17 protein-coding genes and 3 tRNA genes are annotated in these 20,977 nt (G+C 60.5%); 18 read left to right on the top strand and 2 right to left on the bottom strand.

Annotated elements, in window-relative coordinates; all coding sequences use genetic code 11:
• Positions 1–35 precede the first annotated feature (35 nt).
• Entirely contained in the window at positions 36–374 is a 339-nt protein-coding gene (locus LGH83_RS02720; RefSeq protein ID WP_131116991.1) for a P-II family nitrogen regulator, read from the bottom strand.
• A 260-nt stretch (positions 375–634) separates the two neighbouring features.
• Between LGH83_RS02720 and LGH83_RS02715 the strand changes: the two genes are divergently transcribed.
• Positions 635–2,173 (top strand): NAD(P)H-hydrate dehydratase, encoded by a 1,539-nt coding sequence (locus LGH83_RS02715; protein WP_227400508.1) that lies wholly within the window; start codon positions 635–637, stop codon positions 2,171–2,173.
• On the opposite strand, the gene LGH83_RS02710 is transcribed toward LGH83_RS02715, so the two are convergent.
• Positions 2,170–3,504 carry a multicopper oxidase family protein gene (locus tag LGH83_RS02710; protein ID WP_227400507.1) on the bottom strand — a complete coding sequence of 445 codons (1,335 nt, stop codon included), beginning with the start codon at positions 3,502–3,504 and terminating at the stop codon, positions 2,170–2,172. The two genes, LGH83_RS02715 and LGH83_RS02710, sit on opposite strands and share 4 nt — an antisense overlap.
• 161 nt (positions 3,505–3,665) lie before the next feature.
• Here LGH83_RS02710 and LGH83_RS02705 point away from each other — a divergent pair.
• The 17 genes from LGH83_RS02705 (at position 3,666) to nuoI (ending at position 20,921) form a co-directional block, all read left to right on the top strand.
• Positions 3,666–3,751: transfer RNA gene (locus LGH83_RS02705), tRNA-Leu, on the top strand.
• 114 nt (positions 3,752–3,865) lie between these two features.
• Positions 3,866–5,302 carry a trigger factor gene (gene tig / locus LGH83_RS02700; RefSeq protein ID WP_227400506.1) on the top strand — a complete coding sequence of 479 codons (1,437 nt, stop codon included), beginning with the start codon at positions 3,866–3,868 and terminating at the stop codon, positions 5,300–5,302.
• A gap of 95 nt (positions 5,303–5,397) precedes the next feature.
• Positions 5,398–6,030 (top strand): ATP-dependent Clp protease proteolytic subunit, encoded by a 633-nt coding sequence (locus tag LGH83_RS02695; protein WP_131116978.1) that lies wholly within the window; start codon positions 5,398–5,400, stop codon positions 6,028–6,030.
• 286 nt (positions 6,031–6,316) lie between these two features.
• On the top strand, positions 6,317–7,585 hold the full coding sequence (gene clpX / locus LGH83_RS02690) for an ATP-dependent Clp protease ATP-binding subunit ClpX (RefSeq protein ID WP_131116975.1): 1,269 nt from the start codon (positions 6,317–6,319) through the stop codon (positions 7,583–7,585).
• A gap of 258 nt (positions 7,586–7,843) precedes the next feature.
• Positions 7,844–10,270: an endopeptidase La gene (lon, locus tag LGH83_RS02685; protein WP_227400505.1), complete on the top strand. Its 2,427-nt coding sequence runs from the start codon at positions 7,844–7,846 to the stop codon at positions 10,268–10,270.
• A gap of 367 nt (positions 10,271–10,637) precedes the next feature.
• Positions 10,638–10,713: transfer RNA gene (locus tag LGH83_RS02680), tRNA-Val, on the top strand.
• Positions 10,714–11,165: 452 nt separating this feature from the next.
• Complete coding sequence (locus LGH83_RS02675; RefSeq protein ID WP_227400504.1) at positions 11,166–11,762, top strand: hypothetical protein; 597 nt, start codon at positions 11,166–11,168, stop codon at positions 11,760–11,762.
• Positions 11,763–11,977: 215 nt separating this feature from the next.
• Positions 11,978–12,054, top strand: a tRNA-Asp gene (locus tag LGH83_RS02670).
• Positions 12,055–12,263: 209 nt separating this feature from the next.
• Positions 12,264–12,629 (top strand): NADH-quinone oxidoreductase subunit A, encoded by a 366-nt coding sequence (locus LGH83_RS02665; protein WP_131116966.1) that lies wholly within the window; start codon positions 12,264–12,266, stop codon positions 12,627–12,629.
• A complete protein-coding gene (locus LGH83_RS02660) occupies positions 12,620–13,204 on the top strand; it encodes a NuoB/complex I 20 kDa subunit family protein (RefSeq protein ID WP_165492660.1) in 585 nt (194 codons plus the stop codon). Before LGH83_RS02665 ends, LGH83_RS02660 begins: the two co-directional genes overlap by 10 nt.
• Positions 13,205–13,222: 18 nt before the next feature.
• Positions 13,223–13,855, top strand: a complete 633-nt coding sequence (locus LGH83_RS02655; RefSeq protein ID WP_131116960.1) for an NADH-quinone oxidoreductase subunit C — start codon at positions 13,223–13,225, stop codon at positions 13,853–13,855.
• The gene (locus LGH83_RS02650) at positions 13,852–15,042 is read left to right on the top strand and encodes an NADH-quinone oxidoreductase subunit D (RefSeq protein ID WP_131116958.1); all 1,191 of its coding nucleotides are present in this window, start codon (positions 13,852–13,854) and stop codon (positions 15,040–15,042) included. The genes LGH83_RS02655 and LGH83_RS02650 overlap by 4 nt, the downstream gene beginning before the upstream one ends.
• A gap of 49 nt (positions 15,043–15,091) precedes the next feature.
• Complete coding sequence (nuoE, locus tag LGH83_RS02645) at positions 15,092–15,829, top strand: NADH-quinone oxidoreductase subunit NuoE (RefSeq protein WP_227400503.1); 738 nt, start codon at positions 15,092–15,094, stop codon at positions 15,827–15,829.
• 66 nt (positions 15,830–15,895) lie between these two features.
• The gene (gene nuoF / locus LGH83_RS02640) at positions 15,896–17,197 is read left to right on the top strand and encodes an NADH-quinone oxidoreductase subunit NuoF (protein ID WP_227400502.1); all 1,302 of its coding nucleotides are present in this window, start codon (positions 15,896–15,898) and stop codon (positions 17,195–17,197) included.
• Positions 17,198–17,288: 91 nt separating this feature from the next.
• On the top strand, positions 17,289–19,346 hold the full coding sequence (nuoG, locus tag LGH83_RS02635; protein WP_227400501.1) for an NADH-quinone oxidoreductase subunit NuoG: 2,058 nt from the start codon (positions 17,289–17,291) through the stop codon (positions 19,344–19,346).
• An 8-nt stretch (positions 19,347–19,354) separates the two neighbouring features.
• A complete protein-coding gene (nuoH, locus tag LGH83_RS02630) occupies positions 19,355–20,377 on the top strand; it encodes an NADH-quinone oxidoreductase subunit NuoH (protein WP_227400500.1) in 1,023 nt (340 codons plus the stop codon).
• A 55-nt stretch (positions 20,378–20,432) separates the two neighbouring features.
• The gene (gene nuoI, locus LGH83_RS02625; protein ID WP_131116943.1) at positions 20,433–20,921 is read left to right on the top strand and encodes an NADH-quinone oxidoreductase subunit NuoI; all 489 of its coding nucleotides are present in this window, start codon (positions 20,433–20,435) and stop codon (positions 20,919–20,921) included.
• Positions 20,922–20,977 lie beyond the last annotated feature (56 nt).

Below are 20,977 nucleotides of genomic sequence, written 5' to 3'. Positions count from 1 at the left end.
GCTGGAGCGGTCGTGGTAACGTTCAGCCAAGTGGATCAGATCGCGTCGTTGCCGGTTTCACCGGTCCGGATGCGGATCGCCCCCTCGATATGCGATACAAAAATCTTGCCATCGCCGATCCGTCCCGTCTGCGCCGATTTCCGGATCGCTTCAACGGCCTTCTCGACGATCTCGTCGGCCAGAACGATCTCGATCTTCACCTTGGGGAGAAAGTCGACGACGTATTCCGCGCCGCGGTAGAGCTCGGTATGGCCCTTCTGGCGTCCAAAACCCTTCGCCTCGGTCACAGTGATGCCCTGCAATCCGACTTCCTGAAGCGCTTCTTTCACTTCATCCAGCTTGAAGGGCTTGATGATGGCCTCGATCTTTTTCATGCGATTGTCGACTCAGGCGTAGGAGAAGCTTTGCGTCCAACGACAACGCGTCACGGGCATTGCAGTCAACTCTCATTAGCATGCGACGTGCCATAAAGCAGCTTTGAGGTCAGCGTCCACGCTATCCGACACGTATGGTTTGCGATCTTCGTTTATGCCATCGTTCTACGCATACCGCTCAACAATTAGGCAATTAAGACACTGCTGACGACCGAGAGCACTGTCGAGCGAACTAGATCCCCCGGTACAAGGAACCTCCGATGCACCCTGATCGGCGCGGCACAAGCGAGCTTCTAACGACCGACGAGATGGCGCGGGTCGATCGCCTCATGGCGCAACGCGGCGTGCCAGGCTCGATCCTGATGGACCGTGCCGGCGCAGCCGTCGCGGCGGCCTGTGAGACCATGCTGGGCGGGGCGTCTTCGCGCATCCTCGTGTTATGCGGCCCCGGCAACAATGGAGGCGATGGGATCGTGGCGGCAGGATGCCTGGTTCGCCGCGGCCACCGTGTGCGGCTGGCGCTTCTCGGCGACCCTGGGCGGCTTGGCGGGGATGCGGCGGCGGCCCTCGCGGCATGGCACGAACCGGTCGAAGCGGCGTCCGTCGCATCTTTCGATCAGGTCGACCTGATCGTCGATGGTCTGTTCGGCGCGGGCCTGTCTCGACCTTTGGATGGGGAAGCCGCCGCTTTGGTCGATCGCGTCAACGCGAGCCGGATTCCGGTTCTCGCGATCGACATTCCTTCTGGCCTCGACGGAAATCGCGGCACTCACGGCGAAGGGCCGGCCATCCGCGCTGCCGTCACGGTGACGTTCTTCCGCTACAAGCCCGGCCATCTGCTGCTGCCGGGACGCGGCCGATGCGGCACGCGAATCCTCGCCGACATCGGGATCGAGGCGGCTGTGCTTCCGACGATCGCGCCGCAAGCCTTCGTCAATGGCCCCGATCTCTGGATCGACCATTACCCGTGGCCGACTAGCGAGGGACACAAATATACGCGGGGCCATGCGCTCGTGCTGAGTGGCGGCGCGACGACGACCGGGGCGGCGCGGATGAGCGCGCGGGCCGCCCTTCGGGTCGGCGCCGGGCTGGTGACGGTCGCATCGCCGACCGAAGCCTTGAGCGTCAATGCGGCTCACCTGACCGCCATCATGCTGAAAGCCTGCGATGCCGCCGACGATCTGACCAGCCTCTTGGCCGACACCCGCAAGAATGCGGTCGTGCTCGGCCCAGGTCTCGGTGTCGGCGCACGAACGCGTGCGCTGGTCGAATGCGCGTTAGCACCCAAGCACCCAGCCGATCCGCTTCGCTCCGTCGTTCTCGACGCCGACGCACTGACGAGCTTTGCGGGTGACAGCGCGACGCTGCGGGCCCTGATCCTGACGGCGCCGGGTCCGGTTATCGTGACGCCGCACGATGGGGAATTCGCCAAGCTGTTCGGGGCGGATGCTCCGTCCGGGTCTCGGCTGGAGCGAGCGCGGGCCGGCGCGGCCCGCCTCGGAGCCACCATGCTGCTGAAGGGCCCCGATACGGTCGTGGCGGAGCCGAACGGCCGAGCCACGATCGCCGAAGCCGATGCGCCGTGGCTCGCGACGGCGGGGTCCGGCGATGTTCTATCTGGACTGGTGTGCGGGTTGCTGGGGCAGGGAATGCCAGCTTTCGAGGCCGCGAGCGCCGCTGTCTATATCCATGCGGCGGCGGCTCGGCATGTCGGGATCGGCCTGATCGCAGAGGATCTCCCTGACGCGCTGCCGCCCGTGCTGTCGGCGCTGCATCGGACGACCCGAACGACGATTTAGGCTGTCACCTCGAACCAATGGCGCAAACCAAAGGCGACTTGATCGTAGATCGCCGACTCGATCATCCACTTGCCCGGATTATCCGCCACGAATGCCACGTGATTGCTCGTTTGCGGTGGCAGCAAAACCGAGTCGCGCCAATAGGGTTCCCAGCCATCATCCTTGCTGTGCAGCAACCGCATGACGTGGCCATGCACCCGAAGCGCGATCGACTGCGACGACCGATTGGCAAACCCGAGCGTGACCGTGCCGCCGCGCTTCACGGTCAGCAACGGATGGGCCGGCAGGTCCAGCGTCGCCGTGCCGTTCAGCCGCCAACGGGCCTGCCCGGCACTTGCCGGGACCTGTTCCATCGCAAGATCGGCGCGCACCGATTGTTCCAGCGGAATGGCGGGTGGCAGGCGCGGGTTACGGGGCAAGGCCACGATCGGCGGGATTTGGTCCCGCACAGGGCCGTCCGTTCGCACCTCGAGGACAAGGCGATCCGGCTCGAGCACGCCCTCGACGCGCTCGGTGCCACGAAGGGTCAATCGCATGGTCGCTCCGCTTGTGCGGGGAACGTCGAGCATGAACTCGAAGCGCGCGCCAGGGCCGATCGGCACCATGTCCTTCACCGGCTCGAACAGTTCCGACGGCTGCCCATCGATGGCGATGATGAACGGCCGCGCGCCCTCGATCGCGACCAACATGATGCGCGAGGTCGAGCCGTTGACCACGCGCAGTCGCAAGCGGCCGCCCGGCGCCATGGTGACTTTCTCGGCCAAACCGCCGCCGTTGATGAGCACTTGAGCGCCGCCGGGCGTCGGCCAATCGGCGAGCAACACCAGGAAATCGCGATCCACCGTCGGCGGCTGTTGTTCATCGACGATCAGGACGCCCCTGACGCCATGCGCCGTCTGGTCGGTCCGATTGGGAACCATCGCGGCGTGAAACCACGAGAGGCCGCTATCGATTGGGGTGAAGCGAATTGACGCGCCAGCACCCGGCACGATGGCTGGAGCATCGAGGCCAATCAGTCCGTCGACCGCATCGGGGCAGCACATGCCGTGCCACTGCAGCGTCATAGGCTGGTCGGTGTGGTTCGTCAGCATCACCGCAAGCGGCTCGCCCTTTTTGATTCGGAGCACAGGGCCACGAAGGGTTCCATCGAGCGCGATCATTTGGGGCGATCCGGCAAGCCCTGGGATGTGAGCCGGCGCGGCACGGGCATCGAGACGGGTGACGGCGTCCGGGTTAAGGATCACGCCACCTGTGGCGCTGGTTGAATTAGCCTGTGCTCTCGACCCGCTCCGGCCCGCCACCAGGGCTGCGACAGCGCCCGCCAGGGACATCAAAAGCGATCGTTTGCTGAAATGGGACACGGTTTCTCGGTTCCGGTTGATGGCCAGACCATCATCAGCACGGGGTGAGGCCGGCGGCGAGTTAGATTTTTGCTGCATCTCCAGCGTCGCGTGATAAGAGACCCCTCTTGTCGAGACGGCTTCCGACGGAAGCGGGCGTGGCGGAACTGGTAGACGCGCCGGATTTAGGTTCCGGTGACTTATCATCGTGGGGGTTCGAGTCCCTCCGCCCGCACCAACTAGCTGTTTGACATAGGAACCGGCGGCGCAAGCCCCATACGATTGATGATGCTGCGCGACGCGAACGATCGCCGGCGCAAGCGGCGATACGGAACGAAGAGGCTAGAGTTAGATGCAGGTCACCGAAGTCAGCAGCCAGGGCCTCAAGCGCGAATATAAGGTCGTCCTCCCGGCCGCGGATCTTGCGTCGCGGCTCGAAGGCGAACTCGCCGGCATGAGAGACAAGGTCAAGATCAACGGTTTTCGTCCCGGCAAAGTGCCGATGGCGCATCTCAAGCGAGTCTACGGTCGCTCAGTGATGAGCGAAGTCGTGCAGAATGCCGTCAACGAAGCCAACCGCAAGATCGTCGAGGACAATGGTCTCCGACTTGCGATGGAACCGAAGATCGATCTCGCGAGCGATCAGGCCGAGGTCGAGCGTGCGATGGAGGCCGAAGGCGACCTCTCTTTCACAGTCGCGGTCGAGACCCTGCCGAAGTTTGAGACGGGTACCTTCGAGACCATCGAAATCGAGCGACTCGTTGCCGAGGTCGACGAGGCCGAGGTCACCAAGGCGATGGAGCGCATGGCCGACCAAAACCGTGTCTTCACGCCGAAGGAAGGCGATGACGCCACCGCCGAAAACGGCGACAAGCTGACGATCGATTTCGACGGCAAGATCAAGGATGAAGCCTTTGAGGGGGGCGCCGGTAAGGACATCGACGTCATCCTCGGCTCCGACAGCTTCATTCCCGGTTTCGAGGCGCAACTCGTCGGGGCGAAGCTCGGCGAGGAGCGGAAGGTGGCGCTCAGCTTCCCTGAAAACTACCTGTCGGCGCAGCTTGCCGGGCAGGCCGCGACGTTCGACGTCACCGTGAAGTCCATTGCGGCTCCGGGCGAGCTGAAGATCGACGACGATTTTGCGAAGAACTTCGGTTTCGACGATCTCGATGGTCTGAAGACGGCCGTGCGCTCCCGCATGGAGGATGAATTCTCCAAGGCCTCGCGCGACAAGTTGAAGCGCGCGTTGCTCGACCAACTCGACAAGCGATATTCATTTGATCTCCCGCAGGGCCTCGTCGAGCAGGAGTTTGCGAACATCTGGCGGCAGGTTTCGGACGAGCAGCAGAAGTCCGGCCGGTCCTTTGCCGATGACGACACGACGGAAGATGACGCGAAGGCCGAATACCGCCGCATCGCGGAACGTCGCGTGCGCCTGGGTCTCGTCCTTGCCGAAGTCGGCGAGAGCACGGGCGTGAAGGTTGGCGACGACGAGATTACCAAGGCTTTGGTCGAAATGGTCCGCCAATATCCGGGGCAGGAGAAGGAAGTCTGGGAGTTCTACCGCAAGACCCCGCAGGCGCTTGCCGAGATCCGTGCGCCGCTGTTCGAGGAAAAGGTGGTCGACTACATCGTGACCCAGGCGAAAGTCACGGACCGGACCGTCTCGCGCGAAGAGTTGTTTAAGGTCGAGGCGGGCGATAATGCGATGGCGCTGCCGCGCTCCGACGCCTGGAGCGAGGACGCTCCCGAGGCATCCTCCGACGAGAATGACGACGCGCGCGGCTAAGCGTTCTCATCGTGCTGGGTTGCGCTCGCCATCCCAGCACATACATTGACGAGACGAGCATTGCGCCGCACGCGCCGACCAAGGACCTGATTGGAATGAGAGACCCCCGCGACGTCTACGCCCAATATCTCATCCCGCAAGTCATCGAAAACACGAGCCGCGGCGAGCGTGGATTCGACATCTACTCCCGCTTGCTGCGCGAGCGCATCATCTTCCTGACGGGTCAGGTCGAGGACAATATGGCGTCAGTCGTGATCGCCCAGTTGTTGTTCCTGGAGTCCGAAAACCCGAAGAAAGAGATTTCGCTTTACATCAACTCCCCCGGCGGCGTCGTGACCGCTGGGCTCGCGATTTACGATACGATGCAGTTTATTCGGCCGAAGGTTTCGACGCTTTGCATCGGACAGGCAGCTTCGATGGGGTCGCTCCTGCTTGCCGCAGGCGAGACTGGCATGCGCTTCGCGCTGCCCAACGCTCGTGTGATGGTGCATCAGCCCTCGGGTGGCTTCCAAGGCCAGGCCTCGGATATTCTCCGGCACGCCGAAGACATCATGAAGATCAAGCGCCGGCTAAACGAGATCTACGTGAAGCATACGGGACGCGACTATGACACGATCGAAAACACGTTGGATCGCGATCACTTCATGACCGCCGAAGAAGCTCGTGATTTCGGGATCGTCGATCGCGTCGAGTCGAAGCGAGTCGAAGAGACCGGCGACGCCCGATAACGCTTTAAACCCCGTCGCATGATCGTCATGAAGATGTTGCGGTCATGTGACGCGAAGCGTCGCATCGACCGGTGGCGATGGGTTAACTTGCTCTCGCGGCCGCGTCGTGGTCACATATCGGATCGAACACGTCTTTGTTTATGAAACCAACCTCCAACGATATTAGCACGAATCCCGGCTCGTGTCCTGTTGGGCCTGCATCAGCTACGGTTTGTTAGCGCAGCGCCCTTAACTTCTTGAGATGATCGACATCCCTGTCAGGACGTCGATCCTAACGGAGACTACAATGAGCAAAGCCGGCGGCAGCGATTCCAAGAACACGCTGTACTGCTCCTTCTGCGGAAAAAGCCAGCACGAGGTTCGCAAACTGATCGCTGGCCCAACGGTGTTCATCTGCGACGAATGCGTCGAATTGTGCATGGACATCATCCGGGAGGAGAACAAGTCGTCGCTGGTCAATCGCCGCGATGGAATTCCGACCCCGAAGGAGATCTCCAAGGTCCTCGACGATTATGTGATTGGTCAGCCGCAGGCCAAGCGCGTGCTCTCCGTGGCGGTGCATAATCATTACAAGCGGTTGAACCACGCGACGAAGCATAACGACGTCGAACTGGCGAAATCAAACATTCTGCTGATCGGGCCGACCGGGTCGGGCAAGACGTTGTTGGCACAGACGCTCGCGCGCATCCTTGATGTGCCGTTCACGATGGCGGATGCGACGACGCTGACGGAAGCCGGTTACGTCGGCGAAGATGTCGAGAACATCATCCTGAAGCTGCTGCAGGCGTCCGATTATAATGTCGAGCGTGCGCAGCGCGGGATCGTTTACATCGACGAGATCGACAAGATTTCCCGGAAGTCGGACAATCCCTCGATCACGCGCGACGTGTCGGGCGAGGGCGTCCAGCAGGCTCTTCTGAAGATCATGGAGGGCACCGTCGCATCGGTCCCGCCGCAGGGTGGCCGCAAGCACCCGCAGCAGGAGTTCCTCCAGGTCGACACGACCAACATTCTGTTCATCTGCGGCGGCGCTTTCGCCGGCCTCGAGCGGATTATTTCCGCGCGCGGACGCGGCACATCGATTGGCTTTGCGGCGAAGGTGCAATCTCCGGACGATCGGCGCACCGGCGAGATTTTCAGCAAGGTCGAGCCGGAGGATTTGTTGAAGTTCGGCCTGATCCCCGAGTTCGTCGGCCGCCTACCGGTCATCGCGACGCTTGAAGATCTTGATGAGGACGCGCTCAAGAAGATCCTGACGGAACCGAAGAATGCGCTGGTCAAGCAGTATCAGCGCCTCTTTGAGATGGAGAGCACGGAGCTGACATTCCAAGATGAGGCGCTCAATGTGGTGGCCAAGAAGGCGATCGAACGCCGCACGGGCGCCCGCGGGTTGCGCTCGATCATGGAAGGCATCCTGCTCGACACGATGTACGAGCTGCCCGGTCTCGACGGGGTTGAACAGGTCGTGATCGGACCGGAGGTCGTGGAGGGTAAAGCGCGCCCGCTTTACATCTATTCAGAGCGTGGCGCCGAAAAGGCTGGAGCCAGCGCCTAACGATCGAGAACGGGCCAGAGGACACTCTGGCCCGTTTCCTGCTTTATTACTCCAGAGAACCGATCGACTTCTTGAATTTGCTCAGCCACACCGCCACTTCGGTGTTGGCGCCGGGCCACGGTTTGAAGCGGCCGCGCTATCCCAAGCTGGGGGTGCGTTGCACGGCCTCTGGCGGCAGCGACCGGACGAACCGGGATCGCTGGGCCGCACGAAACGGCTTAATAGCGTTAGCGTGGCCACACATCGTTAGGATGAATCATGACAACTCAAAAGCGCTTGCCTGCAGCGCCCGGTAGCATCGAAAGCTACCCTGTCCTGCCACTCCGTGACATCGTCGTCTTTCCGCACATGATCGTGCCACTCTTCGTCGGCCGTGAAAAGTCGATTCGAGCCCTTGAAGAAGTCATGAAGGCCGATCGTTTTATTCTGCTCGCAACGCAGATGAATGCCACGGACGACGATCCGGCTACCGACGCGATCTTCACGACCGGGACCCTGGCGTCTGTCCTTCAACTCCTGAAATTGCCCGACGGGACCGTTAAGGTTTTGGTCGAAGGCGCAACGCGCGTGAAAGTTCGCAACTACACGCGCACCGATGATTATTACGAGGCCGACGGTGAAGTGCTGGCCGACGATCAGGTCGATCAGGTCGAGCTCGAAGCCTTAGCCCGCACGGTCGTGACCGAATTCGAAGGCTATGTGAAGCTGAACAAGAAGGTCTCTCCGGAGGTCGTCGCGGCCGTTGGGCAGATCACAGACTTCTCGAAGCTTGCCGATACGATTGCGTCGCACCTTGCGGTCAAGATTTCGGATAAGCAGGCGATCCTCGAGATGCCATCCGCGATCAAGCGTCTTGAGAAGTGCCTCGGCCTGATGGAAAGCGAGATCTCCGTCTTGCAGGTGGAGAAACGCATCCGCACGCGCGTCAAGCGGCAGATGGAGAAGACCCAGCGCGAGTATTATCTCAACGAGCAGATGAAGGCGATCCAGAAGGAGCTGGGAGACGAGGACGGCAAGGACGATCTCGCCGAAATCGAGCAGCGCATTAAGGATACGAAGCTCTCGAAGGATGCGCGCGACAAAGCGACGGCTGAGCTGAAGAAGCTTCGTCAGATGTCGCCGATGTCGGCCGAGGCGACGGTGGTCCGCAATTACCTCGACTGGCTGTTGTCGATCCCGTGGGGCAAGCGCTCGAAGATCAAGCGCGACCTCCCCTTGGCGGAGGCAACCTTGAACTCCGAGCATTACGGGCTCGACAAGGTCAAGGAGCGGATCATTGAATATTTGGCGGTCCAGAGTCGGGCTAACAAACTGACGGGTCCCATCCTCTGCCTCGTCGGCCCTCCGGGTGTCGGTAAAACCTCGCTTGGCAAATCCATCGCCAAAGCGACAGGTCGCGAATTCGTGCGGATGTCGCTCGGCGGCGTGCGTGACGAGGCAGAGATTCGCGGTCATCGTCGGACCTATATCGGTTCGATGCCGGGCAAGATCATCCAGTCGATGCGGAAAGCCAAGACATCCAACCCGCTGTTCTTGCTCGATGAGATCGACAAGATGGGCATGGATTTTCGCGGCGATCCGTCATCCGCTCTGCTCGAGGTTCTCGACCCCGAACAGAACGCGACCTTCAACGACCACTATCTCGAGGTCGACTACGACCTTTCGAACGTCATGTTCGTAACGACCGCCAATACGTTGAATATTCCTGCGCCGTTGATGGACCGCATGGAAATCATTCGGATCGCCGGCTACACGGAAGACGAGAAGGCCGAGATCGCGCGGACACACTTGATTCCGGCTGCTGTGAAAAAGCATGGGCTCGAGCCGCACGAATGGGCGATCGACAACGATGGTCTGATGCTGCTCATCCGGCGCTACACGCGGGAAGCGGGCGTTCGTAATCTCGAGCGGGAAATCTCCAACCTCTGCCGCAAGGCCGTGAAGGAGATTCTCAGCACGGATCACAAGACGATCCGCGTGACCGAGGCTAACCTGGCCGACTATCTCGGTGTGCCGAAATATCGGTATGGCGAAGCCGAGACGGAGGACCAGGTCGGGGTCGTGACCGGATTGGCCTGGACCGAGGTCGGCGGCGAGTTGCTGACGATCGAAGGCGTTCTGATGCCCGGTAAAGGCAAGATGACCGTCACAGGTAATCTGAAGGATGTGATGCGAGAGTCGATCTCGGCTGCCGCTTCCTACGTTCGCTCGCGGGCTCTCGATTTCGGCATCGAGCCGCCACTCTTCGAACGTCGCGATATCCACGTGCACGTGCCGGAAGGCGCGACGCCCAAGGATGGACCGTCAGCCGGCGTTGCGATGGCGACCACCATCGTGTCGATCCTGACCGGGATCCCGATCCGTCGCGATATCGCCATGACGGGCGAGATCACGTTGCGGGGCAGGGTACTTCCGATCGGCGGGTTGAAGGAGAAACTGCTCGCGGCTTTGCGTGGCGGGTTGAAAAAGGTTTTGATCCCCGAAGAGAATGCCAAGGATCTGCTCGAAATCCCGAACAGTGTGAAGAACGGCCTCGAGATCGTGCCGGTGTCACGGATGGATGAGGTTCTCAAGCATGCGTTGATTCGGCAGCCGCAGCCGATCAGTTGGGAAGAGAAGATTTTGCCGACGGGCCAAACACCCGCAATCAGCGACGACGACGCGTCCGGGGTCGTTGCCCACTGAGCGACGGTATTTGAGTCACCGCTAGAAGCAAGATACCAAAAGCCGCGATCCGATGAGGGTCGCGGCTTTTTCGTGCCGTCGTCGCCTCGTCCAAGGTCATGATCCGATCGCGGCTTCCAGCCTTTTTTGCCGGTCCTCTTGTCTCGTTGCTGTCACCAATTACGGGAGCCTTGGAACGAGCGGAGGCCGCCGTGCTTGCGCCGCAGCCGCTGTGGCCGATGAGAAGACGGATCCACGACCGCTGAGCGCGACGTGCCCCCCACAGCCGCGGGATCGAAGCGGGGACGCCTCCATGGGCTTGCGAGCCGGAGCCGATGCGCTTAGAACCCAATCGTCCGGCAAAGCTTTCATGAACCGGGCACCCCGAGGGCGGTTAGCTCAGTTGGTAGAGCATCTCGTTTACACCGAGAGGGTCGGCGGTTCGAGCCCGTCACCGCCCACCACATCCCAGGCATTTCAAATAGACGTCGCTTGGTGAGCCTCGTCTTTGGCGCCGCTCGGTCCCACGGCGCATCGCACATCAAAGCGAGCGAATCGGCCCCAGTCCCGACACGACGAAACCATTATGCGATGGCATCGATTTCCGCCATTCTTGATCGCTCGTGGGTTTCGGTGCGGCCTGCAAATCGGCATGGCGATTGCAGCGGAGCGATGATCCAGGATGTTCGGCCGCGTGCCCGTCGGCTCGGTGGCCCAATCGGAGCTCAAGGTGGACAGCATAATCGACCGCCGATTCGAAATGAATGATCGCGTCTGGAGGGACCGGATGCCTTGGCCGAGCCGCTCGGCGTCAATGGAACATCGCCGGCATCTCAACAACCTGCTCGCGATCAGCATCTTAGGTTGGTGCTTAGCCTTTTTCTGGCCTGCGGCGGCGGCCCTTGCGGCTGAACCCATGAGTTTCGCGCTGACGACGATCGGCACCGAGACTCAGTGCCACGGCAGTTGCCCTGAGGTGATCGTGGCCGATGGCGAAATCAGCAATGAAACGGCCGACCAGTTCGTCACCTTCCTGTCCGAACACCTGAAAGACTCAGATCTCCGTCCCGTGGTGCTGCTGCAATCGCCAGGCGGTACGGTCGTCGGCGCAATGCAACTCGGCAGCGCGTTCCGGAAGATCGGCGCGGCTGTGATCGTCGCGGCTCTGACGGCCGAACCCGGATCGAACATCGCGCAGGTCACGCCGGGCTCATGCTATTCGGCCTGCGTCTATGCCTTTCTGGGAGGCAAACGACGGGTCGTCCCTCCGGTCAGCCGCCTCGGTATTCACCGCATGGTGATCGACGAGGCCGTCCGCGATCCATCGGGCGCGATGGAGCGGCAGCGAATCTATGGATCAAGCGAATTCGTGTCGTCGCTCAGTGCCTATGCGAAGCTGATGGGTGCCGATCCTCGCATGATCGCCTACGCGGAGCGGATCTCGCCAGATGCCATCCATATCGTCACGGCCGAGGAAATTCGGCGTTGGCGGCTCGGCGGCCCTCGCCTCTAGTCGAATGCCTTTCTCTCTGTTTTAGCAAAACTATTTGGAGCTTTATATCGCATCTGGGGCGGCTTTCTTGAACGATGCTCATCATGCATCGCTCGTCACCGGTGCGTGGTTTTCGCAGGTTTTACACACCCCTCGACGTAAGTGGGTTGACAGCCGGGGAGGGGTATCATATTCCGCACTTCTCCGAGCGACACGGCACTGCCGGTCAGCCTCGTGGGGGAGTAGCTCAGTTGGTTAGAGCGCCGGCCTGTCACGCCGGAGGTCGCGGGTTCGAGTCCCGTCTCTCTCGCCATTCACTCGCGAGCCCCATCCGCAAATAGATCTGTCAGGTTGCCGCTTCTGCGGATTGGAACTTGTCGAAACAAGTGGCCCTGCGGCACCATTTCGCCTTGCTTGCAATGGTGCGCTGCATTACGTCATGGACACCAAATGGCAGGTCAAAGCTGAAGGTGCTTCTGGTCCGTCACGCCGATTTGGCAATCCATTTGAGCGGAACGCTTTATGCCGAACCTCCTCAGTGACTACCTGCCGTTGATCGTCTTCATCGTCGTGTCGGTGGTCATTTCCGGTGCCTTGCTGCTTGCTCCGTTCATCGTGGCTTACCAGTCACCGGACCCTGAAAAGCTGTCGGCTTACGAATGCGGTTTCAATGCCTTCGATGACGCGCGCATGAAATTCGACATCCGCTTCTACCTCGTCTCGTTGTTGTTCATCATTTTCGATCTGGAAGTCGCGTTCCTGTTTCCGTGGGCGGTCGCGTTTCGTGACCTCGGTGCCTTCGGGTTTTGGTCGATGATGACGTTTCTTGGCGTGCTGACCATTGGCTTTGTTTACGAATGGAAGAAAGGCGCTCTCGAATGGGATTGATCACAAGCCCGGCCGACACCGCTATTGCGCCTCGTCCGCGCGGCGTGATCGATCCGAATACGGGACGGCCGATCGGTTCCGACGACCCCTTCTTTCTCGGGTTGAATGATCAGCTTGCCGACAAGGGCTTCCTGGTTACGGCGACGGACGACCTCATTCAGTGGGCCCGCACCGGATCGCTGATGTGGATGACGTTCGGTCTCGCCTGCTGCGCCGTCGAGATGATGCAGCTCTCGATGCCGCGTTATGATGCCGAGCGCTATGGCTTCGCGCCGCGCGCCAGCCCGCGTCAATCGGATGTGATGATCGTTGCCGGAACGCTGACCAACAAAATGGCTCCGGCGCTCCGTAAGGTTTACGACCAGATGCCTGAGCCGCGCTACGTGATCTCGATGGGATCCTGTGCCAATGGCGGCGGCTATTATCACTTCTCCTATTCGGTCGTCCGCGGCTGTGATCGGATCGTTCCGGTGGATATTTACGTTCCGGGGTGCCCTCCGTCGGCCGAGGCTCTGCTGTATGGCGTGTTGCTGTTGCAACGGAAAATCCGCCGTACCGGCACGATCGAGCGATAGACGGGAAGACTGAGCGCCATGAGCGATAGCGTAACTGAGGTTGTGGCCCATCCCCTCGTCGAACTCGGCGCCTATATCGCCGCATCGCACCCGGATCACGGCATCGTCGCATCTGTGGTCGATGATGAGTTGTGCATTACTCTGCCCGCCGCTGGAATCGTCGATGTCGTCCGCTTTCTTCGCGACGATGCCCGTTGTCTCTTTATCTCTTTCGTCGATCTTTGCGGCGTGGATTATCCTGAGCGCGGCGCCCGTTTCGATGTCGTGACCCATCTGCTCTCGCCAAAGCACAACAGCCGTATTCGGATCAAAATATCGACTGACGAAACGACCCCGGTGCCGAGCATCATACCGGTATTTCCCTGCGCGAATTGGTTCGAGCGGGAAGCCTATGATCTCTACGGTATCCTGTTTTCGGGACATCCCGACCTTCGGCGTTTGCTGACGGATTATGGCTTCGAAGGGCATCCGCTTCGGAAGGATTTTCCGATGACCGGGTTCGTGGAAGTGCGCTGGAACGACATCGAGAAGCGGGTCGTCAACGAGCCTGTCCGCTTGACGCAGGAATTCCGCAACTGGGATTTCCTGTCGCCTTGGGAAGGCACAGATATCGCGGCGCTTCCGGGCGACGAAAAGGCGAGGCAGCAATGACCGAGCAGAATCTGCGTAACTTCGCGGTCAACTTCGGGCCTCAGCATCCCGCAGCCCATGGTGTCTTGCGTCTTGTGCTCGAACTCGACGGCGAAGTCGTCGAGCGCGTCGATCCGCATATTGGATTGTTGCATCGCGGCACCGAAAAGCTGATGGAGGCTCGGACTTACCTTCAGAATGTTCCTTATTTCGATCGTCTCGACTATGTCGCGCCGATGAACCAGGAGCATGCCTTCTGTTTGGCGATCGAGAAGCTGCTGAAGCTCGAAGTTCCGCGTCGGGCACAATTGATTCGTGTCATGTTCTGCGAGATCGGCCGGTTGCTCTCGCACCTCCTCAACGTGACAACGCAAGTCATGGACGTCGGCGCTCTGACGCCCCCGCTCTGGGGGTTCGAGGAGCGTGAAAAGCTGATGGTATTCTACGAGCGTGCGTCAGGCGCTCGGATGCATGCGAATTACTTCAGGCCCGGCGGTGTTCATTCCGACCTGCCGCGTCTGCTTGTCGAAGATATCGGCGCTTTTTGTGATCCGTTCCTTTCGGTGCTCGACGATCTTTGGGCGCTGTTCGTCGAAAATCGTATTTTCAAGCAGCGGAATGTCGATATCGGCATCGTCAGCCTCGACGAATGTTGGGCTTGGGGATTTTCGGGCGTGATGGTGCGCGGATCCGGCGCAGCCTGGGATCTTCGCAAGAGCCAGCCCTACGAGTGCTACGAGGAGATGGATTTCGACATCCCCGTCGGCAAGAACGGCGACAACTACGACCGTCAGGTCATTCGCATGCAGGAAATGCGCGAATCGACCAAGATCATCAAACAATGCGTCGCTAAGCTGCTCGCTCCTGAAGGGCAGGGGCCAGTTCATGCGCGCATGGGCAAGGTGATGCCGCCGTCTCGCGCCGAAATGAAGCGCTCGATGGAAGCTCTGATCCATCACTTCAAACTCTACACCGAAGGGTTTCACGTTCCTGCCGGCGAGGTCTATGCGGCAGTCGAGGCGCCGAAGGGCGAATTCGGCGTCTACCTGGTCTCAGACGGCACGGACAAGCCCTATCGCTGCAAGATCAAGGCGCCAGGTTTCGCCCATCTGCAAGCGATCGACTTCATGTGCCGAGGACACATGCTGGCCGACGTCTCGGCCATCCTCGGTTCTCTGGATATCGTGTTCGGAGAGGTCGACAGGTGATCCTGAGCCTTGAAACCGCAACGTATAATTTTGACGCGAGAAGGTAAGCATGGCCGTTCGCCGATTGGCTGAAGTCCAGCCCGACAGCTTCGAGTTCTCACCCGAAAACAAGGCTTGGGCCGCGAAGCAGATCGCCAAATATCCGCCGGGTCGCCAAGCCTCTGCGGTGATCGCACTGCTGTGGCGCGCGCAGTCGCAGCATGACGGATGGGTGCCCAAGAAGGCCATCGAAGCGGTCGGCCAGATGCTCGAGATGCCCTACATTCGGGTGCTCGAAATCGCGACCTTCTATTCGATGTTCAACTTGGCTCCGGTCGGCAAGTTCTTCATTCAGATGTGTGGCACCACGCCTTGCATGATCCGCGGTTCGGATGGAATCAAGTCCGTCCTGGAACAGCGGGTTGGTGCACAGAGCCACGTGTCGTCCGATGGCCTGTTTTCTTGGCTCGAAGTGGAATGCCTGGGGGCTTGCTGTAACGCCCCGATGGTTCAAATCAACGACACCTATTACGAGGATCTGACACCGGAGAATTTCGACGCTCTGCTGTCCGATTTGGCGGCAGGTCGGCCCGTTCGTCAGGGATCGCAGACGGGACGCGCCACATCAGAGCCAGCCGGTCACCTGACCTCGTTGACGACGATCTACGGCGACAATCCCCAAACGCCAGCCGGTCTTCACTCGGTCGAGATTCCGCGAATCGAGCACGCGACTCAGACCATCATTCCGCCTGCTCCTCAACCGCCGGCGGCTGCAGACGCGCCGATCGAGCAGGGCGGCGGGGCATGACCATGAACGTCATGTGGGTGCGTTACACCATCATCAGCCGGGACATTGTCGCGGGGAGCCTTTTCGATGCTTGAAGACAAGGACCGCATCTTCACGAACCTTTACGGCTATGGCGATTGGCGTCTCGCCGGCGCTCGCTCGCGCGGGGCCTGGGACGGCACCAAAGGCTTGATCGAAAAAGGCAAAGACTGGATCATTAACGAGATGAAGTCCTCGGGCCTGCGCGGGCGCGGCGGCGCCGGCTTCCCGACGGGGCTGAAGTGGTCGTTCATGCCGAAGCCGGATCCGGCTCGCCCCTCCTATCTCGTCGTCAACGCCGATGAGTCTGAGCCGGGAACCTGCAAGGACCGCGAGATCATCCGCAACGATCCGCATCTTTTGATCGAGGGATGCCTGCTCGCCTCTTTCGCGATGGGCGCGCATGCCTGCTATATCTATATCCGTGGCGAATATATCTTCGAAGCCGACCGCCTCGATGCGGCGATCGAGGAATGCTACGACGCCAATCTGGTTGGCAAAAACAACCTGCATGGCTACCCCTTCGACATCTACGTTCATCGTGGCGCCGGCGCATATATTTGTGGCGAAGAGACCGCCTTGCTGGAATCGCTAGAAGGCAAGAAGGGAATGCCGCGGCTGAAGCCGCCATTTCCCGCCAATATGGGCCTCTACGGCTGTCCCACGACCGTCAACAATGTCGAATCGATTGCGGTCGCGCCGACTATTTTGCGTCGGGGGGGAGCTTGGTTCTCGAGCTTTGGAGCGAAGAACAACGCCGGCACCAAGCTGTTTTGCATCTCCGGTCACGTAAACGCGCCCTGCAACGTCGAAGAGGCGATGTCGATCCCGTTCCGGGAGTTGATCGACCGGCATTGCGGCGGCATTCGTGGCGGCTGGGACAACCTCCTCGCCGTCATTCCAGGCGGCGCGTCGGTGCCGCTTGTGCCGGCTCACGAGATCATCGACACGCCGATGGATTTCGACTCGCTGCGTGCTCTGAAGTCCGGGCTTGGCACTGCTGCCGTCATCGTCATGGATCGGTCGACCGATGTGATCCGCGCGATCGCGCGCCTGAGCTACTTTTACAAACACGAGAGCTGCGGCCAGTGCACACCCTGCCGTGAGGGGACGGGTTGGCTTTGGCGCGTCGTGAGCCGCATGGCCGAAGGTCGTGCGCATAAGCGCGAAATCGACGTTTTGTTATCGGTGACGCAGCAGATCGAGAACCACACGATCTGTGCCCTGGGTGACGCGGCCGCTTGGCCCGTGCAGGGGCTGATCCGGCATTTCCGCCCTGAGATCGAGCGCCGCATCGATAGCTATATGGCCAATCCGCATCCCGAGCCGATCGAAATCGCGGCCGAGTGATGACCGCGGCTACGGACCATCGACTATCTCAGCGCGCGGGGACGACCGTCGGCCTCGTTGTTGTTTCATCGGCACGAACACGAGATTACCCATGACCAAACTCGTCATTGATGGTCGCGAGATCGACGTCCCGGCCGATTTCACGTTGCTGCAAGCCTGCGAGGAAGCCGGCGCTGAAATTCCGCGATTTTGTTACCACGAGCGCCTGTCGATCGCGGGCAATTGCCGGATGTGTTTGGTCGAAGTAAAGGGCAGCCCGAAGCCGGTCGCCTCTTGCGCTTGGGGCGTGAGGGATTGCCGCCCGGGTCCGAATGGCGAGGCACCACAGATCTTCACCAAGACGCCGCTTGTCAAAACGGCGCGTCGTGGCGTGATGGAATTTCTGCTGATCAATCATCCGCTCGATTGCCCGATCTGCGATCAAGGCGGCGAATGCGATCTGCAGGATCAGGCGATGGCATTTGGTGTCGCCGGGTCGCGCTATCATGAGAATAAGCGCGCCGTCGAAGATAAGTATATCGGTCCGTTGGTCCGGACATCAATGAACCGCTGCATCCATTGCACCCGCTGCGTCCGCTTTACGGCGGAGGTCGCTGGAACCGGCGACATGGGTGCGATCGGTCGCGGTGAAGATATGGAGATCACGACCTATCTCGAGACGGCGCTCGGATCGGAATTGCAGTCCAATATCGCCGATCTCTGCCCGGTCGGCGCCTTGTTGCCGAAGCCTTATCCGTTCAAGGCGCGTCCTTGGGAGATGACCAAGACCGACTCGATCGACGTGATGGATGCGCTCGGGTCTTCGATCCGGGTCGATACACGGGGTCGCGAGGTGCTTCGTATCCTTCCTCGCGTCAACGATGCCGTGAATGAGGAATGGATTTCGGACAAGACCCGTCATGTGGTCGACGGTCTCAAAGCTCAGCGGCTCGATCGTCCCTTTATGCGGCGTGACGGCAGATTGGTGCCGGTGACATGGAGCGAGGCTTTCGCGGCGATTGCCGGCAAAATTAAGGCGTCGACCCCCGATCGGATCGGGGCCATCGCTGGTGACCTGTCGAGCGTCGAGGACATGTTCGCGCTCAAGCAATTGATGGCAAAGCTGGGCTCGACCACCATCGATTGCCGCCAGGATGGAACCAAGCTGCATCCGAAATTCGGCCGTGCGTCCTACCTGTTCAATCCGACGGTCGCCGGCATCGAGGACGCAACGTCGTTGCTGATCATCGGGTCGAACCCGCGTCGTGAAAGCCCGGTGCTGAACGCTCGTATTCGCAAGCGTTGGCTGAAGGGAAATTTCCCGATCGAAGTCATCGGCGAACGCGCCGATCTGACCTACCCCTATCAATATCTCGGGGCCGGGATCGAGACGCTCGGTGACGTTGGCAAGAGCACCACCCTACGCGGCGATCGGCCGATGGTGTTGATTGGCCAAGGCGCACTGACCCGCGACGATGGTGCGGCGGTTCTCGCAATGGCCGTCAAGGCGGCGGCAGGTTTCGGCGCGGCCGAAGGCTGGAACGGACTGGCGGTTCTGCATACGGCAGCGTCGCGCGTCGGTGGCCTGGATCTCGGTTTCGTGCCGTCGGACGGCGCCCTCGACGTTGCCGGAATGACGAAAGCGGGAGCACTCGACGTGCTGTTCCTGCTTGGTGCTGACGAAGTCGACGTCGCCCCCGGAGCCTTCGTGATCTATCAGGGCACCCATGGCGACCGCGGAGCACATCGCGCGGACGTCATTCTGCCGGGCGCCACCTATACCGAGAAGACCGGTCTTTACGTCAATACAGAGGGCCGCGTGCAGCGCGCCGATCGAGCGAATTTCCCGCCAGGTGACGCGCGGGAAGATTGGGCGATCCTGCGGGCCTTGTCCGACGTGTTGGGCCATCGCCTACCGTTCGACTCGCACCGGGCTTTGCGGGCTGCGCTCCTGGCCGAGCATCCGCACTTTGGAACGCTCGACGTCGTGGTGCCCGCCGATAAGGCGGGTTTGTCGAGCCTCGGGGAGGGCGTCGCAACATCGGACCGCTCACCGTTCCGCTCGACGGTTTCGGACTTCTACCTGACCAACTCGATCTGCCGGGCTTCGGCCGTGATGGCCGAATGCTCTGCCCTGGCGCAGGGCCGCCTGCAACAAGCTGCCGAATAGGACTTCGCATGACCGACGGCTGGTTCCTGCCCCTCCTTCTGAAGATTGGCGAAAGCCTTCTGATGATCGTCGCCCTGTTGATCTACGTCGCCTACATCTTGTTGGCGGATCGGAAAATCTGGGCGGCCGTGCAACTGCGTCGCGGCCCCAATGTGGTCGGCCCGTTCGGCCTGCTGCAAAGCTTTGCCGACATGCTGAAATTCGTCTTCAAGGAGCCGATCATTCCATCTGGCGCCAACAAAGGCGTTTTCCTGCTCGCGCCGCTCGTGTCGGGCGTTTTGGCCATCTCGGCTTGGGCGGTCATTCCGATTGACCAAGGATGGGCGGTCGCCAATCTCAACGTCGGCATTCTTTATATTTTCGCCATCTCATCGCTGGGTGTCTACGGGGTCATCATGGCCGGCTGGGCCTCGAACTCGAAATACCCGTTTTTGGCGGCGTTGCGGTCCGCAGCCCAGATGGTGTCCTACGAAGTGTCCATCGGCCTCGTGATCGTGACGGTGCTGATGTGCGCCGGATCGCTGAACCTGACCGATATCGTCAACGCGCAAAACGGACGTTTCGGCCTGCTCGGCTGGTACTGGTTGCCGCTGTTTCCGATGTTCATCATCTTCTTCATCTCGGCGTTAGCCGAGACGAACCGCCCTCCCTTTGATCTGGTCGAAGCCGAATCTGAGCTGGTGGCTGGTTTCATGGTCGAATATTCGGCGACGCCCTATATGCTTTTCATGCTTGGTGAGTATGTGGCGATCGTCACCATGTGCTCGCTGACCACGATCCTTTTCCTGGGTGGCTGGCTGTCCCCGATCCCCTTCGCGCCTTTCACCTGGGTGCCGGGCGCAATCTGGTTCATCATCAAAGCATCACTGGTTTTCTTCATGTTCGCGATGGTGAAGGCCTTTGTGCCGCGCTACCGCTACGATCAGTTGATGCGGCTTGGTTGGAAGATCTTTCTGCCGATTGCGCTCGCCTGCGTCGTCATCGTCGCGGGTGTGTTGGAGATCACGGGTTGGGGTGGCTTGCCCCATTGACGCGGGCTGAGCAATCAGGGCAGGGATGCCCTGCGATAGTTGAGAGGGATTCCAAATGCGTTTGGATCAAGCCGCAAAGTCGATCTTTCTGACCGAGTTCGTCGGTGCTTTCGCCTTGGCGATGCGGTATTTCTTCAAGCCGAAGCTGACGCTGAACTACCCTCATGAGAAAAATCCGCAAAGCCCGCGCTACCGGGGTGAGCATGCTTTGCGGCGTTATCCGAACGGGGAAGAGCGCTGCATCGCTTGCAAGCTTTGTGAGGCCATCTGCCCCGCTCAGGCGATCACGATCGAGGCAGGACCTCGTCGTAACGATGGGACCCGGCGCACGACGCGCTATGACATCGATATGGTGAAATGCATCTATTGCGGGTTGTGCCAAGAGGCGTGCCCTGTGGATGCGATCGTCGAAGGCCCCAATGCGGAATTCTCGGTCGAGACCCGCGAGGAGCTCCTCTACGACAAGAACAGGCTTCTCGCGAATGGTGACCGCTGGGAGCGCGAGATCGCGCGGAACATCGCACTCGATGCACCGTATCGCTGATTGAAATTGGAAGAACGGGTTCGTGACGGTGGCGGCTCGTTGCATCGCAGCACGAG

It is taken from the genome of Lichenihabitans sp. PAMC28606, from assembly GCF_020616535.1.
Taxonomy (GTDB): domain Bacteria; phylum Pseudomonadota; class Alphaproteobacteria; order Rhizobiales; family Beijerinckiaceae; genus Lichenihabitans; species Lichenihabitans psoromatis.
This window is presented reverse-complemented; position numbering and strand designations above follow the sequence as displayed.

Coding starts and splice junctions, on each gene's coding strand:
- clpX (WP_131116975.1), top strand. CDS start 6,317: ATGAGCAAAGCCGGCGGCAGCGATTCCAAGAACACGCTGTACTGCTCC.
- LGH83_RS02720 (WP_131116991.1), bottom strand. CDS start 374: ATGAAAAAGATCGAGGCCATCATCAAGCCCTTCAAGCTGGATGAAGTG.
- LGH83_RS02715 (WP_227400508.1), top strand. CDS start 635: ATGCACCCTGATCGGCGCGGCACAAGCGAGCTTCTAACGACCGACGAG.
- nuoE (WP_227400503.1), top strand. CDS start 15,092: ATGGCCGTTCGCCGATTGGCTGAAGTCCAGCCCGACAGCTTCGAGTTC.
- lon (WP_227400505.1), top strand. CDS start 7,844: ATGACAACTCAAAAGCGCTTGCCTGCAGCGCCCGGTAGCATCGAAAGC.
- LGH83_RS02675 (WP_227400504.1), top strand. CDS start 11,166: ATGAGTTTCGCGCTGACGACGATCGGCACCGAGACTCAGTGCCACGGC.
- LGH83_RS02665 (WP_131116966.1), top strand. CDS start 12,264: ATGCCGAACCTCCTCAGTGACTACCTGCCGTTGATCGTCTTCATCGTC.
- nuoI (WP_131116943.1), top strand. CDS start 20,433: ATGCGTTTGGATCAAGCCGCAAAGTCGATCTTTCTGACCGAGTTCGTC.
- LGH83_RS02650 (WP_131116958.1), top strand. CDS start 13,852: ATGACCGAGCAGAATCTGCGTAACTTCGCGGTCAACTTCGGGCCTCAG.
- nuoF (WP_227400502.1), top strand. CDS start 15,896: ATGCTTGAAGACAAGGACCGCATCTTCACGAACCTTTACGGCTATGGC.
- nuoG (WP_227400501.1), top strand. CDS start 17,289: ATGACCAAACTCGTCATTGATGGTCGCGAGATCGACGTCCCGGCCGAT.
- nuoH (WP_227400500.1), top strand. CDS start 19,355: ATGACCGACGGCTGGTTCCTGCCCCTCCTTCTGAAGATTGGCGAAAGC.
- LGH83_RS02660 (WP_165492660.1), top strand. CDS start 12,620: ATGGGATTGATCACAAGCCCGGCCGACACCGCTATTGCGCCTCGTCCG.
- LGH83_RS02655 (WP_131116960.1), top strand. CDS start 13,223: ATGAGCGATAGCGTAACTGAGGTTGTGGCCCATCCCCTCGTCGAACTC.
- tig (WP_227400506.1), top strand. CDS start 3,866: ATGCAGGTCACCGAAGTCAGCAGCCAGGGCCTCAAGCGCGAATATAAG.
- LGH83_RS02695 (WP_131116978.1), top strand. CDS start 5,398: ATGAGAGACCCCCGCGACGTCTACGCCCAATATCTCATCCCGCAAGTC.
- LGH83_RS02710 (WP_227400507.1), bottom strand. CDS start 3,504: ATGTCCCTGGCGGGCGCTGTCGCAGCCCTGGTGGCGGGCCGGAGCGGG.